The organism is Amycolatopsis sp. NPDC114503, assembly GCF_055633655.1.
This window is the reverse complement of sequence record NZ_JBVKDT010000004.1, coordinates 177,575-192,385: the sequence shown is the minus strand read 5'-3', so window position 1 is coordinate 192,385 and position 14,811 is coordinate 177,575. Positions and strand designations below refer to the sequence as shown.

Here is a 14,811-nt window from a genome sequence, read left to right as displayed (position 1 = left end):
TCCCGCCCCACGCCGCAAACGGACCGAGCGCCCCGAACCGCATCGCGTCCCCCCGTCGCACCATCAGATCACCGTCAGTCGATCGTAAGCATTCCCGAAGGACTAGTCCGCACAGTGGGCGCATGAGCCCCACCTCAGCCGCCGTCGCGCCGACTCAGCGGCTTCCGCTTTTCGCGCTGCTGTCCCTCGCCACCGCGGTGTTCATCACCAGCCTCACCGAAACCCTGCCCGCCGGGTTGCTGCCCGCGATGAGCGGCTCGCTCGGCGTCAGCGAATCGGCGACCGGCCAGACCGTCACCGTCTATGCGCTGGGCACCGTGCTCACCGCCATCCCGCTGTCCACCGTCACCGCCGGCTGGCGACGCAAACGGTTGCTCCTGACTGCGATGGCCGGATTCGCCGTGGCCAACACCGTCACCGCGGTGTCGTCGGAGTACAGCCTGACGATGGTCGCGCGGTTCGTCGCAGGCGTCGCGGCTGGTCTCGCGTGGGCGCTGCTGGCGGGTTACGCCCGACGTCTGGTCGCGCCCGCTCTGCAAGGCCGTGCCATTGCAATAGCCATGGCTGGTATCCCAGTCGCGCTGTGCCTCGGCGTGCCTGCCGGGACGTTCGTCGGCCAGCTCACCGGCTGGCGTACCGCGTTCCTCGCCATGACCGTGCTCACCGTCCTGCTGCTGGCCTGGATCGGCGCGGCCGTGCCTGACTTCCCTGGCCAGCCTGGGGGAGAGCGCCCGAAGATGCTGCCCGCGCTGCGCATTCCCGGAGTCGCGGCGGTCCTGTTCGTCACGCTGGTGTTCGTGCTGGCGCACACCGTCCTGTACGCCTACCTCGCGACCTTCCTCACCGGCCTTGGCATGGGCGGTGACACCGACCTTGTCCTGCTGACCTTCGGCCTCGCCTCGATCGCGAGCATCTGGATCGTCGGCGCGCAGATCCACCGGCGGCTGCGGTTGCTGATGGTCGTCAGCGCGCTGCTGGTCGCGGTCGCCGCGGCGCTGCTCGCGACCGAACCTGCGCTGGTTTACGTCGCCGCCGCGCTGTGGGGTCTCGGCTGGGGCGGGGTGCCGACCTTGCTGCAGACCGCGGCCGGGGAGGCGGGCGGCGAGTCCGCGGACACGGTCCAGGCGATGCTCGTGACGCTGTGGAACGCGGCGATGGCGGCCGGTGGCGTCGTCGGCGGGGTACTGCTCGACGTCGCTGGCAGCGGTTCGTTCCCGTGGACCGTGCTGGTGTTGATGGCACCGGTGCTGGCGGTCGTCGTACTGGCGCGACGGCGCGGTTTCCCGGCTGCATGACTCGCGCCGCCCGGGGCAATCCTGGACGGAACCGTGCCAGAGCCGGTGAACACCGACCTCGGAAGCCACCTGCGACGGATGCGACTTCACCCCGCCGGGACCGGCCTGGTCCGCGGAGGGTGCCGGGCTTCGGCGGGAGGAGGTCGCCGCGCGACGCTAGACGCTCTTCGTCAGGTAAACCGCCCCGCGAATGTGTTTCCCGAGCGTGTCCGCGGGCGGTTCGGCGACCTGGTACCCGGCGCGCCGGTACATCGTCAGGTTCCGTTCGCTGCCCGACCCGGTGTAGAGCACCAGGCTGGTCGCCTGCGGCGGGGCCTGCTGCTCGGCGTAGCGCAGCAGCCACCGGCCGACGCCCTGACCGGCGAGATCGGGCGCGACCATCAACCGGCCGATCTCCCAGCGGTCCTCTTCGAGATGGGCGCGCACGGCGGCGACGAGCCGTCCGCCGATCCGGACCGTCCACACGCGAGTGGACGCGATCCAGCCGCGCACGGTGTCCAGGTCCTCGTGCAGTGCGGGCACGTCGAAGGTGTCGTTGACGATCGCCTGCGGGACCCAGCAGCATCGTTGCAGCACCAGGAGTTCGGCGGCGTCGGAGGCTTGGGCTTCGGACAGCTGGGCATCGGCGAGCGGCAAAGCGGCGAAATCGGTCACGTCTCTTGATCTTGCGCGCCGCGACGAACCCTGTCCAGTGAATATCCGAGCCGCCGTTGTGCGAGTTCGGCCAGGAGCGCCGCTCCGCTTTGGACACTCTGGCCGACGATCGGTTGCCGTGGTTCCTTTCGCAGGCGCAGAGGTGCACGGATGCGTTGGCGGTGTTGTTGCCCGAACCGGCCCAGAGATACCAACGGGCCTGAGATACCAGCGGACTGAGATACTAGAAGGCTGAGATACCAGGAGACAGAGATATCAACGAGCAGAGATATCAGTCTGCTCGGCTGTTCGACGGCCAGGGCGGTCCTGGTATCGCACGCCGCAAGCCCGGTGCCACCTCGGCCTGGAAAAGCTCCAGCGCCGCGCGATGTTCCCGCGGTGTGCGGCCGTCGCGGTCGGCGGACAGGTGCGTCACGCCGTGACCGAACTGTCCGTGGTATCTCAACACCTTCTCGGTGACCTGAGCAGGACTGCCGATCAGCGCGGAGCTGCGCTCGGCGAAGTCCTCCAGCGTCGGGAAAACCGGCTCCTGGCCGAGCTTGCGCTGAAGCGCCAGCCGGGACTCGAAGATCGGCCGGTACGCCTCCAGAGCGTCCTGCGACCGGCTCGCCAGATGGAACCCGGCCGTGCCCGCGCCGACCACGGCGTCGGCCGGGTCGCGGCCGTGGAAGGTCCAGCGTTGCCGGTAGTGCCGGATCAGCTCGGCGTACGGTCCGATCGGGTTGGTGACGTTCGCGGAGAACAGCGGATCCCCGTGTTTCGCCGCCAGTTCGACGGATTCGCGGCTGGTCGCGCTCCCGTGCCAGATCCGGATCGGCTGCTGCAGCGGACGCGGCCACACTTCCGCGGCGGTGAGCGGCGGCCGGAACCGCCCGGACCACGTGACCCGGTCGGCCTGCCACAGCTTGCGGAACAGCTCGTAGCCCTCGGCGTTGCGGTCCCACTGGTCCTCGGGCGTGACGTCGAACAGCTCGCGCTGGGCGGAGCCGTTGCCCTTGCCGATGATGAGTTCGAGCCGGCCGCCGGAAAGGTTGTCCAGCATCGAATAGTCCTCGAACGCGCGCACCGGGTCGAGCAGGCTGAGCGTCGTGACGGCGGTGAACAGCCGGATCCGGCGCGTCCGGGCCGCGATGTGGCTGAGCACCACCGGCGGGGACGACGACAGGAACGGCCGCTCGTGCCGTTCGCCGACGCCGTAGCCGTCGAAGCCCAGTTCCTCGGCGAGTTCGGCGTTCTCGACGACCTCGCGCAGCCGGGCGTCGGGCGCGGCCAGTTCCCCGGTGACGGGGTCGGGGGTGTGCGTGATCAGGGTGATCAGCAGGAACCTCACGGCAGCTCCAGGTGTTCGCGCAGAGTGGCGCCGGCGTACTCGGTGCGGTAGACGCCGCGGTCCTGCAGCTCCGGCACGAGCCGGTCGACCACCTCGTCGATCGTTCCGGGGACGAGGTGCGGCGTGAGGTTGAACCCGTCGACCACCCGGTCGGCCGCGTAGCGGGCCCATTCGTCGGCGACCTGGCCCGGCGTTCCGACGAACGAGTGGTGCCGCGGTTCGACCTCCTGCACCAGTTCGTGGATCGACAGGTTCTTCGCCTCGGCGAGTTCGCGCCATTGCCGGATGCGTTCGAGTTTCCCGGTGCGGTGCTCGATCGAGATCGTGCCGCGCGACGGGTCCAGCTCCCCCTCGGCCGGTTCGATGTCGGGCAGCGGCCCGTGCGGATCGAACGCCGAAAGGTCCTGGCCCCAATACTGTTCGAGGAACGCGATGGCGCGCTGCGGGTTGATCTGGCGGCGGCGGATTTCCTCTGCGCGTTCAGCGGCGTCGGTTGGCGTATCACCGAGGACGATTGACGCGCCAGGCAGGATTCGTACCGCGTCAGCGGGCCTGCCGTGGCGTGCCAATCGCGCGCGTAGGTCTGCCGCGTACGCCGCCGCCTTGTCGTACGCGGTGTTCGCGGAGAAGACGACGTCGGCGTGGCGTGCGGCCAGTTCCCGGCCGCCGGGGGAGTCGCCGGCCTGGAACAAAACCGGACGACCCTGCGGGCTCGGCGGGACTGTCGGTTCGGCGCGCAGCCGCACCAGATCGGTGTCCGCCTCGACCGGCCCGGTCCACAAGGCTTTCGCGGCCTCGACGAACTGGGTCGCGCGTTCGTAGCGGCGCTCGTGCGCCAGCCAGCCGCCGTGGCGGAAGTTGGCTCCGGTCCAGGCATTGTCGGTGGTGACGATGTTCCACCCGGCCCGCCCGCCCGAAACGTAATCGAGCGAGGCGAGGCGGCGGGCGAGATCGGCCGGGTAGTTGTAGGTGGTGTTCTGCGTGGCGACCAGCCCGATTTTCGCGGTGGCCCCGGCGAGCGCGCTGAGCTGGGTGATCGCGTCCGGACGGCCGGCGACGTCGAGGGCGTGCACGCGGCCGCGGTTCTCCCGGACCCGCAAGCCTTCGCCGAGGAAGAACGCGTCGAAGAGCCCGCGTTCCATGGTCCGGGCGACCGACACGTACGTTTCGATCTCGGTGTGCGGCGCGTTCGACGGGTCGTCCCACAGGAACTGCGGCCCGACGCCGGTGTAGAAGACCCCGAGGTGCAGCTGCGCGGTCATGCGATTCCCTTCGACGACACGGCGAATCGGTTTTCGGGACGCGGGAGGCCCAGCGTCGTGCGGAGCGTCGCGCCCGGTTCCGGCGGAGTGTGCAGGCCTCGCCTGCGCAATTCCGGGAGTACTTCTCGGCTCAGCAGCGGCAGATCCTTCGCGCCGGGGTGCAGGCGCACGCCGTCGAGATCGAGCTGCTCCAGCAACGTGACCAGCCCGGCGGGGGAACCGGTGTAGCGGGTGCGGCCGTTCGGCGACGGCTCGGCGGAATCGAAGCGGACTTCCAGCTCGCCGAACGTCAGGGGAGCGGCAGGCCGGCGGCGGAGGTCGTCGGTGAGCACGATGTCCGGCCGGACGACGTCGGCGAACTCCTCGGCGGCCAGCACGACGAGGCTGCCCTGCGGCGGTCGCGGGGTGATCAGCGGGCCTTTGACGGAGAACGTTTCCCCGGCGAAGTCCACGTGGTGGACCTTGTCCGGGTCGAGATAACGGCCGGTGGCGAGGTCTTTGACGACCGCGTCGTCCTCCCACGAGTCCCACAGCCGCTGGACCGTTTCGACGACGTCGGCCACCTCCTGGCGGAGATCGTCCGGGCGCGTGCGGCCGACCGTCGCGAGCGCTTCGGGAGCGGCGGCGGTGCCGACGATCCAGGCGGCGCGGCCGTGCGTGGCGTGGTCGAGACTCGCCAGCTGGGCGGCCAGGTGGAACGGTTCGGCGGTCAACACATGCGACGTCGGGGCCAGCCCGATCCGGGACGTCAAGGTGGCGGAATAGGCCGCGCGGACCGTGGCCTCGACCCGGAATCCGCCGGCGGGCGGGACGGGCGCGTCGTCGAAGGTGGCGAACGTGAACCCGGCCCGCTCGGCGTCGGCGACGACGTCCGCCAGCGCGTGCGGATCGGCTCCTGGAGATGCTCCGGCGCTGTCGAGTTCGACGGCGAGGTGCAAGGTTTTCGGTGAACTCATGCGGGCACGGCCCCCTCGATTCGTTTGTGCCAGAGGTAGTCGCGATTCGGGGTGCGCCGCACCGCTGCTCAGGATGTGGGCGGCTGGCCGGTGTTGTTCCGCTGGTGTCCACAAAGGACTTTTCTCAGTTGATGGACGGGGCGGACTGGCGCGGCCGGCCCGTCTACAGTCCTGCGGTCATGAGTCCCGATTCGAAGCCGAAAGGCGCTGCGCGGATCAGCGCCGACTGGGCCGCGGTGCTGGTCGCGGCAGTTCTGGTGGCGCTGGCCGCGTTCGGCGTGCTGCCGACGATCCCGTTCCTCGTCAAGTGACCGCCGCGCTGGAAGGCCGCCGCACGGTGCCCGCGGTCGTGAGATATCTGCCGGGCCTTCTGTTATTAGCAGCGGTCGGAGTTGTCGGAACACTGGCGCAGAACGGCGTGCGCAGCCTCGGCCACGCGACCGGGACCGCGCTGCCGGACATCGAGTACGTGCTGTGGGCGATCGTCCTCGGACTCGTCATCCGCAATACGATCGGCATCCCCGCGCTGTTCCGGCCCGGGGTCGGGACCTACGAGTTCTGGCTGAAGACCGGCATCGTCCTGCTGGGCGCCCGGTTCGTGCTGGGCGACCTGGCCAAGCTCGGCGGGTTCAGCCTGGGGCTCATCCTGGTCGACATGGCCGTGGCGACCACGGTGATCCTGGTGGTGGGCAAGGCTTTCGGTCTTGGCGGGAAGCTCTCGTCGCTGCTGGCGATCGGCACCTCGATCTGTGGCGTGTCGGCCATCATCGCCGGGCGCGGCTCGATCGACGCCGACGACGAGGATTCCGGCTACGCCATCGCGGCGATTCTCGCGCTGGGTGCGGTCGCGCTGTTCACCTTCCCGGCGATCGGGCAAGCGCTGAACCTGAGCGACACTGAATTCGGGCTGTGGGCCGGACTCGCGGTGGACAACACCGCGGAGACGACCGCGACCGGCGCGGCGTACTCGCCGCATGCGCAGGACGTCGCGGTGGCGGTGAAGAGCACGCGGAACGCGTTGATCGGTCTTGTTGTGCTCGGGTACGCGGCGTACTGGTCGACTCGCGGCGGCAAGGCGGTCGCCGGAGGAGTGAGGGGTCGTGCTGGGTTTGTGTGGCGCACGTTCCCGAAGTTCGTGCTGGGGTTCATCGCGGTTTCCGCGCTGGCGACTGCGCACGTGTTCACCAAGGCGGAGGTCGCGAACCTGGGGAATCTGTCCAAGTGGGCGTTTCTGCTGTGCTTCGCGGGGGTTGGGCTGAACTTCGACCTGCGGCAGATGGCGCGCAGCGGGGTGCGGCCGCTGGTGGTGGCGGCGCTGGGGTTGGTGGTGGTCGCGGTGTGTTCGCTGGGGCTGGTGCTGGTGAGTTCGCAGTGGTTCGGTTTTTGACGGGGCAGGCGGGGTGCCCGGGTGGGGCTTCCCGGGCGCCCCGCCTGGCTCTGGTGGGGCTGCGCTAACGGCAGTCCGGCGGCGTTGAGTCGGCGGGTAGCTGCGGGGTGATGGCCGGTGTTGCTGCGGTCTGGCTTCGAGCAGAACGGCGCGATACCCGGGCCCTTGTCATATGCCCGCGGGGCTCAGGATCGCGTTGACGGGCCTTGCGGCTGGTTCGACCGCGCGCGAGGGTTGGCGGCGTCGGTTCGGCTTCTGACCGGGAAGGCGGGGTGCCCGGGGCGGCGCTCCCCGGGCACCCCGCGTGGCTCAGCCAGGCAGTCCGGGCAAGGTCGGAATCCCGTTGGCGGGCAACGCTGACGGGCTCAGCGGCAGATCCAGCTGCGCCGGAGTGTCCCCGTCGGTCACCTGCGTGACGTTCTCCGGCACGACGGACGTCGCCTGCCCGAGCAGCGCCGGGCTCAACCCGTAGACCTGCCCGACCGCGCCGAGCGGCGTCTGGTTGTGCTGGCCGGTCGTGACGACGTGGCCGCCGGAGTTGCCGTGCGTGACGTTGTCGCCGTAGGCGTTCGCGACGCCGCCCCACACCGCGGAGTCGCCGAACACTTGCGCCACCTCGGAAGTAGGCACGTCCTGCACGACGCCGGACGTGCCGGCGCCGGAGCTGGTGATGTCGCCGCCGGAGGTGGTGCGGGTGTGGTTCACGGCGCTGCCGTCGACCATGCCGGCCCAGGCCGCCGAGTCGCCGAAGACCTGGGCGATCGGCAGGGCCTCGGCCGACACGACGTCACCGGCCAATTGGCCGCGGTCGCCCGCGGTGCGGGTGTCGCCGCCCGCGGTGGAGGTGACGTTGTTCGTCGCGTCGCCGGTCACTCGGCCGATCCAGGCCGGGGCGAGCCCGAAGACTCCTGCGGTGCCGGCGGACGGCGCGTTGACGACGTTGCCGGCCAGGGTGCCGCCGGTGCCGTCGGCGAGGTTCTTGCCTCCTGCACGGGAATTGGTGGTGTTGTCGGAGACGCCCTGTCCGTAGCCGCCCCACTCCGCACCGGTTCCGTCGACCTGGGTGACCTGCGAAATCGGGGCCTGCGCGATGTTTCCGGCTGCCGTGCCGAGCGCGCCGGTGCCGTGGTAGTCGCCGCCTGCTTTCGAATCGGTGTGGTTGCCCGCTTCGCCCACGCCCCGGCCGATCCACGCGGCGCCGACGCCGAAGACCTGAGTCGGCGCGGAAAGCGGGGCGGCGATGACGTTCGAGGACAGTTTTCCGTTGTCGTCGTTGGTGTTTCCGTCACCGCCCGCGGTGACCTTCTTGTGCTCGTCGGCGACTCCGACGCCCTGGCCGATCCAGGAACCTCCGACGCCGAACACTTCGGCGGGCAGCGCGGCCGGGGCGGTGATGATGTTGCCGGACGCCTCCGAGTTGTTGCCCTGGGTGCCGTCGTAGCCGCCTGCCTGCACGTTCTTCGTGTTGGTGGCCTGGCCGTAGCTATTGCCGATCCACGAGGCGCCTGACCCGAAGACGTCCGGGCTGGCCGCGACCGGCGCGGACGCGAGGTTGCCGGACAGCTTTCCGCCGTTGCCGTTCGAGTAGGTGCCGCTGCCCGACTTCACGTCGGACGTGTTGTCGTGCCCGGCGTACGACTCCAGGCCCCAGTTCCCGGCGACGCCGAACACCTCGGCCGGGACCGCCAGCGGCGCGTCGGCGATGTTGCCCGAACCGGTGCCGTCCTTCGCGGACGTGGACGAGAACCCGCCGGACGTGACGGTCGATTTCGAACTGGACGCCGACTTCGGCGCCTGCGTCGGCGACACCGGCTGCGGGCTCGGGATCGGGACCGGCCAGAGCGGCGAGCCGTCCGGACGGGTCGGCTGACCGGTCGGCGTCGGCGCGGACGGGTCGATCCCGCCGGTGAGCGGGTTGCCGGTCGGGAACGGGTAGCCGGGCAGCGGAAGCGGGTCCGCCAGCGGGCTGCCGTGGACGCCGCCGGTGCTGGACTTGCCTGCCCAGGCAGCGGCGACGCTGGCCACGTTCGCGATGCCCGCACCTTGCGGCTGCACGATGTTGCCGGAGCCGGTCCCGCGGTCGCCGTCGGTCTGCACGTAGGACGGGATGTGGTTGATCCCTTCCTTGGTGCCGCCCGCGGTGACCGTGTCGGTCGTGTTCGAAGAGTCTACTGTGGACACTCCGCCCCAGGTCGGGGCGTTTCCGTTGAATTCCAAGGGGAACGCCAGCGGTGCCGCGCCGACGTTGCCCGCGAGCGTGCCGTCCTTCCCGGCGCTGGAGATCGGGCCGCCTGAGGCGGTGGTGTTGTGCGCCTGCGAGTCGGTGGTCTGGGCCGAGCCTCCCCAGGACGCCGCGTTGCCGGTGACCTGCAGCGGCGTCGCCCACTGCCCGGCCAGGACGTTGCCGGAACCGGTGCCGCCGCGGCCGTCGGTGGTGTCGCTCCCCGTCGTCGAGGTGGTTTGCTCGGCTCGGCCGCCCTTCGTGCGCGCGGCGCCGGCCCAGGAGATCGCGTTGTTCGCGAATTGCACCGGGACCGCCCAGCGCGCGTCGACTACGTTTCCGCCCAGCGGGGCGCCCGCGCCGCTGGTGGTGATGTCGTGGTTGTCCTGGTAGGTCTGGTGGTGGTTCGATCCGTCGACCTCAGCGGGGCCGCCCGCCGCGAAGGCGTTGCCGGCGATCTGGACCGGGACCGCCAGATCGGCGTTCGCCCGGTTGCCGCGCAGGGGATCGCTCGGGGGAGCGGCCTTGCTCGGCGCCGCCTTGGCCGCCGTGTTTTGCGCCGTCTTTTGCGCTGGCTTCGCGGCTGCTGGCTTCGCCGCACTGCTCGTCTTCGGCTTCAAGGCTTGCTGGAGCGGATTGGTGAGCGTTTTCGTGGAGATTTCGCCCTGGTACCCGGGCAGTTTCGTCTGCCCGGCCGGGGTGCCGAGGACGTTGTCGCCGATGTCGATCGGCACGGTGACCCCGGCGTCGATCGGATTGGCCGGAGCGTCCGGGCTGTCGGCGGCCGAGGCGACCCCGGTGCCGAGGGCGAACAGGCCGCCCGAGACGAGTGCCGTCTGCATGCCGCGCTTGACCCAAATGTGCATGACGAATTCCTTTGTTCTCAGGTGATGGACGAAGATTTCGGGCACGACTTCAAAGCCCGTGAAGAATGGGGGTGTGCTGCCGCGAAGCGGTGAGAAAACGGGGGAGAGAGCCGGGCTAGTCCGGGTCGTATCCGGGCCGGGCGTTCGTGTTCGCCGGGCAGGATGTGTCGCCAGGACGAGCCGGAATCGCCACCGGCGCCGGTTCGGGCAGTCGCGTCTGCTGCTGCACTCCGCCCTGTGTCGAACCGTTTTGCCAGACGAATACGCCCGGCGACGCCGGAATCGTCGGCGTGTGTGCGTGCTTTGGTTTCGGTGCGGGGGCGAGGTGTCCGGGTCCGGATGCCTGGTGTATCGCGTGTCGGACTGGCGATGTGACCGGAGCGGCTGGCCGGGCGGCATTCGTTACGGGAAGTCGCCACTGGACGGAAGTCGTCGGTGCTTTGGCCTTTTCCCCTGCGCGCGTCGTCGATTTCTCCGGTCGTTCGATGGTGGCGAATCTCTTCGGCTGGACGACGGATCGGGGCGGCTGGGCAACGACCGGCGCGGGTTCCGGCGTCGTGGTCCGCACCAGACGGGAGACGGTTTTCTCCACCGTGCCAACGATTTTTTTGCCGACCGCTGCCACGTCAGGATGCGGAACACCGTCCACAATGTGCTGAACGCCGGTGTCCGAGAGCAGGGAAGGCACCTCCGGCGTCGGCGGCATCGGCTCCGCTGCGGCGGAGGAGGTCGAGATCAGCCAGGTCAGAAGCAGTCCGCCCGCGACCGTCCCCGCCAGGAGCAGGACACGCACGACCCAGCAAGCCGTCCGGCTCGCGTGCTTTTCGGTCGTGCCGCCACACCTCATGACGAGGCCTCCTGGAAACGGTGCGTACGTTCGCGATCGGCGATTCATCACCGGCGAAACGGTGCGTTGTTCACAGTCTGGCAAAAGGTGACAACGAGCACTAGGCCGTGATTTCCCTCATCCCCGTTCGAGTGAATGACAGCCGGTGATCTTCGTCGCTCGCCCCGGTGCCGGTGTGCTGGTGGGCACCGCATTCCGAGGGGTTGGCGCAGCAAGATCGTCGGCTCCCCTTGCTGGGGGAGGTCACTCTCCGCGCACTGTGCAGAAGCCGTATTTCCCCACCCCGCGCAGCGCGAATTGCGGAGCTACTTTCCGTAGTATTGCCGGGTTTCCGGAAAGGGGAATTCCGGGTGGCTCAGTCGGTCCGGTGATCGAAAACCTACCCAGAAGACGACTTTGCCCGCCGCCCGCCGGAAATCCGTACTAACAGTAGAACGTGGCGACTGCGCCACCGCAGGTACCGGGCGGTGGCGCAGCCGGCGGGTTAGCGCGCCTCCCGGGTCGCGGTGTCGAGCGCGGCCAGCAGGATTCCGGCGGCCGTGCGCACGACGTCCGCGGTGACGTTGAGCGGCGGCAGCAACCGCACGACGCTGTCGCCGCGTCCGCCCAGTTCGAGGATGAGCCCGCGGCGCAACGCGTGGTTCTGCACGGCCAGCGCGAGTTCCGACGCCGGCCTTCCGGTGCGCGGGTCGGTCAGTTCGAGGCCCCACATCAGCCCGGTGCCGCGCACGTCGGTCACCCACGGGTGGCTGGCCAGCGGGGACAACAGCTCTTCGAATTGGTATCCGCGCTCGACGACGTTGTTCAGCACGCTGTCGCGGTTGACGACCTCGATCGCCCTGGCGCCCGCGGCGAAGGCGAGCTGATTGCCGCGGAACGCGCCGGTGTGCGTGCGCGGGGCCCAGTTGTCGAGGCGCTCGTCGTAGATGATCAGCGAGACCGGCGAGCCGATTCCGCTGAGCGCCTTCGACGCGACGATCACGTCGGGTTCGATGCCGTAGCGCTCGAAGGCGAACCAGGTCCCGGTCCGGCCGCAGCCGGTCTGCAGTTCGTCGACGATCAGCGGGATGCCCAGCTCCCGGGTCAGCTCGCGCACCCGGTGCACGAAATCCGCCCGCGCCGGGACCACGCCGCTCTCGCCCTGCACCAGTTCGAGCACCACCGCCGCGGGCAGCGGGTGTCCGCCGTCGGGGTCGTGCAGCGATCGTTCGAGCTGGTCCGGGCAGTCCGCTGGGCAGGCGGCCGGATCGTGCCCGGCCGGGCAGCGCGGGCACGAGGAGTACGGGAGGTACTGCGTGCCGGGCAGGGGATTCGCGACCGATCGCTGCTGGCCGGCCGGCCCGGTCAGGCCCAGCGCCGCGTGCGCGCTGCCGTGGAACCGGCCCTGGAACGACACGACGCCGCCGCGTCCGGTCGCGGTTTTGCAGAGCTTCAGCGCGGCTTCGACGGCGTTGGTCCCGGCCGGACCGCAGAAGTGCAGTTTCATCCGCGAGCGCAGCGCCTCGGGCAGCATCGCGAGCTGGGCCTCGGAGAACTCGTCCTTGACCGGGGTCGCGAAGTCGAGCGCGTGGGTCAGCTTGCTCAGCTGCGCGGTCATCGCCGCGACCAGCTCGGGATGGTTGTGCCCGAGGGAGAGCACGCCCGCCCCGGCGAGGAAGTCGATGAAGACGTTGCCGTCGGCGTCGCGCACGAAACTGCCCGAACCCTCGGTGATCGCGATCGGCAGCCGCCTCGGGCCGCCGCGGGGGATCGGCTCGCGGCGGTCCTGCCGGGCGAGGTACTCGGCCGAACGCGGGCCGGGCAGATCGCAGTAGACGGCGGGGCCGGTGAGCGGCGCGGGGTGCTCGAGGGTGGTCATCTGGCCTGTTCTCCCCTGACAGTGGTGGTGGCGCGGCCGGGCCCGCCTCGGTGCACGGCGGCCTGGCCGGTGTCTTTTGCTCCGCAATGGACAAAGACATTCGGGGCGAACCGTTCTTGCCGGGCGCTCGCGGAGAGTCGCCGCGGGAAGTTCTCCTCGAATAAACGGAGCAGCCGTTCTCTCGGGTTGTGCGGTATTGCGGCGCCTTCCTCGGGACAGCCCTCCTCGGTGCCGGTCCGCGGATGCGTACGGTCGACGTCGCGCGGCGTGTCCGGCGTCGAGTTCGTCATGCACTCCTCCTCTTTTTCGCAGGGATTCGCGGACCGCCGAAAACGGCCGGCGAGGAAGGAAACGGTTTTTCGCGGGCAGAGGCGAGGGAGGGCCGCGCTGGGCGCAGCCCTCCCTCCGTTGACCTCACTGGAATACCGCGGGGCACAGCCTAGCGCAGCCGGTTCCGCCGCAGCGGCGCGTCGGGCGCGGGCGCGCCGGGAACGGCTGCGGAAAGAAAAGAAACGGCGGATATTAGGCAAGGCAATGCGCCAGGAGAGTGAATACGGTGATTTCGCGGAGTTCGCCGCGCTGGGCTGAACGACTGAAACGGCAACGGTGTTCGCGATCCCGCGAAACGGAACGTGAATATTCACGCTCCGTTTCCGGCATGTGAATCGAGGGCTGCGGACCGCATCGTGGGATGTTTTCGGGACGGTTGCCGAAGGCCTTCGGGGATATGTCGGGTGGGAGAAATATCGAGTTCGCCGGGTTGTTTCTGACGTTTTCGCCGCCGGGTCCGGTTGCGGGTGCTGTTTTCCGCCGGAGGACGGGCGGCGGGCTGCGTTTTCGGCGGCGGGCTCGGGCGAGCTGCGGACGTGGTGGTCCAGACCAGGGTAGTGGTCTGGACCGGTGGGTACTGGTTCAGACCATAACGACCGGGCGGAAGGCGGAGCGCGTCCGGGGGAGCGGGCCTGGTCCGGCGGGACGCGTGCCGGGCGGGCGGGTGTCGTAGCGGGGAGTGAACGGGGGCGGCGACCCCCGCGTTTATCTCGGACGTAACAGCTGAATCGACGGTAACTGCCGAACGTCAGATGATGTGTGAAACTTGCCAACGTCGCTGTTTGAGGCCGCTGGTAGTAGTGGATTCAATGGTTAAATGTTGCTGTTGAGCTGTTATTTATTTACCAAGTAGAGCACTAGGGGTGTGACGCACCGTCGCCTGACTGCTACGCGCTGAGGCGATCTGTGGCCGATCCCACTGCCTCTGTACACCTGCCGTTTCCGTTTCGTAATCTTCTCGAGCTTTTGCGGTGACCTGCGATCTACCCCGAGGATCAGCGACCCGAAGCCGCCGCGAACCGTCGCTGCTCGTTGCCTGAGCCAGGCGCGAGGACGGTTGTGCGGTGTGACAGCGAAGGAGCCCACCCACCGTGGGACGGCACAGCAAACCCAGCAAGACGAAGACAGTCCTCCAGCGCACCGGTGCGACCGCGGCTCTCGCGGGCGCCACCCTCGGCGGCATCGGCCTCGCCGGTGCGGGCACGGCCAACGCCTTCCCGGGGCAGGCCGGCATCGTCAAGTGCGAGAGCAGCGGCAACCCGACCGCGGTCAACAACACCGCCGCCGGCCAGCGCGCGGGCCGCCCCGCCGGCCTGTTCCAGATCGTCACGAAGACCTGGCTCGCGAACGGCGGCGGCCAGTTCGCCCCGACGGCCGACAAGGCCACGCCCGCGCAGCAGCAGATCGTCGCGGACCGGATCTACGCGAAGCAGGGATCGGCCCCGTGGCAGTGCCGCGGCGGCTCGGGCCCGGCGGGCTACGCGAACTTCGGCGGCGACACCTCCGGCGGCTCCGCCGAGGTCGAGGCCGTGGCCGCGAAGCCGAAGGTCCAGGTCAAGGCCGAGGCGAAGGTCAAGTCCGCGCCGAAGCACGCCGCGCCGACCTCGAACCCGGACGGCAGCTACACCGTCGCCGCCGGCGACACTCTCTCCGGCATCGCGAAGAACCTGAACGTGGACGGCGGCTGGCAGCACCTGCAGCAGCTGAACCAGAAGCACATCCCGGACGCCGACCTGATCCTGGTCGGCCAGAAGATCGTCACGAAGTAACCCTCGCCGAGGCCCCGGCCGGGCTCGCGCCGCTTT

General features: G+C 69.5%; 11 protein-coding genes. 4 read left to right on the top strand and 7 right to left on the bottom strand.

Annotation, left to right across the window (positions count from 1 at the left end):
• Nucleotides 1-122: 122 nt before the first annotated feature.
• Nucleotides 123-1,295, top strand: coding sequence for an MFS transporter (locus ACZ7OI_RS18085; RefSeq protein WP_470265349.1), 1,173 nt, complete (start codon nucleotides 123-125; stop codon nucleotides 1,293-1,295).
• Nucleotides 1,296-1,451: 156 nt separating this feature from the next.
• On the opposite strand, the gene ACZ7OI_RS18080 is transcribed toward ACZ7OI_RS18085, so the two are convergent.
• From ACZ7OI_RS18080 to ACZ7OI_RS18065, 4 genes are all read right to left on the bottom strand, one after another.
• Nucleotides 1,452-1,949, bottom strand: coding sequence for a GNAT family N-acetyltransferase (locus tag ACZ7OI_RS18080; RefSeq protein ID WP_470265348.1), 498 nt, complete (start codon nucleotides 1,947-1,949; stop codon nucleotides 1,452-1,454).
• 271 nt (nucleotides 1,950-2,220) lie between these two features.
• Nucleotides 2,221-3,279 (bottom strand): LLM class flavin-dependent oxidoreductase, encoded by a 1,059-nt coding sequence (locus ACZ7OI_RS18075; RefSeq protein ID WP_470265347.1) that lies wholly within the window; start codon nucleotides 3,277-3,279, stop codon nucleotides 2,221-2,223.
• A complete protein-coding gene (locus ACZ7OI_RS18070) occupies nucleotides 3,276-4,541 on the bottom strand; it encodes an LLM class flavin-dependent oxidoreductase (RefSeq protein ID WP_470265346.1) in 1,266 nt (421 codons plus the stop codon). The genes ACZ7OI_RS18075 and ACZ7OI_RS18070 overlap by 4 nt, the downstream gene beginning before the upstream one ends.
• Nucleotides 4,538-5,497, bottom strand: a complete 960-nt coding sequence (locus ACZ7OI_RS18065; protein ID WP_470265345.1) for an LLM class flavin-dependent oxidoreductase — start codon at nucleotides 5,495-5,497, stop codon at nucleotides 4,538-4,540. The genes ACZ7OI_RS18070 and ACZ7OI_RS18065 overlap by 4 nt, the downstream gene beginning before the upstream one ends.
• Nucleotides 5,498-5,676: 179 nt before the next feature.
• Here ACZ7OI_RS18065 and ACZ7OI_RS18060 point away from each other — a divergent pair, with 179 nt between their 5' ends.
• Nucleotides 5,677-5,808, top strand: coding sequence for a hypothetical protein (locus ACZ7OI_RS18060; RefSeq protein ID WP_470265344.1), 132 nt, complete (start codon nucleotides 5,677-5,679; stop codon nucleotides 5,806-5,808).
• A complete protein-coding gene (locus ACZ7OI_RS18055) occupies nucleotides 5,805-6,884 on the top strand; it encodes a YeiH family protein (protein WP_470265343.1) in 1,080 nt (359 codons plus the stop codon). The genes ACZ7OI_RS18060 and ACZ7OI_RS18055 overlap by 4 nt, the downstream gene beginning before the upstream one ends.
• A 309-nt stretch (nucleotides 6,885-7,193) precedes the next feature.
• On the opposite strand, the gene ACZ7OI_RS18050 is transcribed toward ACZ7OI_RS18055, so the two are convergent.
• The 3 genes from ACZ7OI_RS18050 to ACZ7OI_RS18040 all read right to left on the bottom strand — a co-directional run bounded on the left by ACZ7OI_RS18050 (nucleotide 7,194) and on the right by ACZ7OI_RS18040 (nucleotide 12,966).
• On the bottom strand, nucleotides 7,194-9,971 hold the full coding sequence (locus ACZ7OI_RS18050; protein ID WP_470265342.1) for a hypothetical protein: 2,778 nt from the start codon (nucleotides 9,969-9,971) through the stop codon (nucleotides 7,194-7,196).
• Between the two features lie 1,331 nt (nucleotides 9,972-11,302).
• Nucleotides 11,303-12,676: an aspartate aminotransferase family protein gene (locus tag ACZ7OI_RS18045; RefSeq protein WP_470265341.1), complete on the bottom strand. Its 1,374-nt coding sequence runs from the start codon at nucleotides 12,674-12,676 to the stop codon at nucleotides 11,303-11,305.
• Nucleotides 12,673-12,966, bottom strand: coding sequence for a hypothetical protein (locus ACZ7OI_RS18040; RefSeq protein ID WP_470265340.1), 294 nt, complete (start codon nucleotides 12,964-12,966; stop codon nucleotides 12,673-12,675). The genes ACZ7OI_RS18045 and ACZ7OI_RS18040 overlap by 4 nt, the downstream gene beginning before the upstream one ends.
• A 1,131-nt stretch (nucleotides 12,967-14,097) precedes the next feature.
• Between ACZ7OI_RS18040 and ACZ7OI_RS18035 the strand changes: the two genes are divergently transcribed.
• Nucleotides 14,098-14,775, top strand: coding sequence for a LysM peptidoglycan-binding domain-containing protein (locus tag ACZ7OI_RS18035; protein WP_470265339.1), 678 nt, complete (start codon nucleotides 14,098-14,100; stop codon nucleotides 14,773-14,775).
• The last annotated feature ends 36 nt before the right edge of the window (nucleotides 14,776-14,811 follow it).

Bases quoted from the DNA above. Each gene is read 5' to 3' on its own strand.
- ACZ7OI_RS18065 (WP_470265345.1), bottom strand. From the start codon at position 5,497: ATGAGTTCACCGAAAACCTTGCACCTCGCCGTCGAACTCGACAGCGCC.
- ACZ7OI_RS18040 (WP_470265340.1), bottom strand. From the start codon at position 12,966: ATGACGAACTCGACGCCGGACACGCCGCGCGACGTCGACCGTACGCAT.
- ACZ7OI_RS18050 (WP_470265342.1), bottom strand. From the start codon at position 9,971: ATGCACATTTGGGTCAAGCGCGGCATGCAGACGGCACTCGTCTCGGGC.
- ACZ7OI_RS18060 (WP_470265344.1), top strand. From the start codon at position 5,677: ATGAGTCCCGATTCGAAGCCGAAAGGCGCTGCGCGGATCAGCGCCGAC.
- ACZ7OI_RS18085 (WP_470265349.1), top strand. From the start codon at position 123: ATGAGCCCCACCTCAGCCGCCGTCGCGCCGACTCAGCGGCTTCCGCTT.
- ACZ7OI_RS18045 (WP_470265341.1), bottom strand. From the start codon at position 12,676: ATGACCACCCTCGAGCACCCCGCGCCGCTCACCGGCCCCGCCGTCTAC.
- ACZ7OI_RS18070 (WP_470265346.1), bottom strand. From the start codon at position 4,541: ATGACCGCGCAGCTGCACCTCGGGGTCTTCTACACCGGCGTCGGGCCG.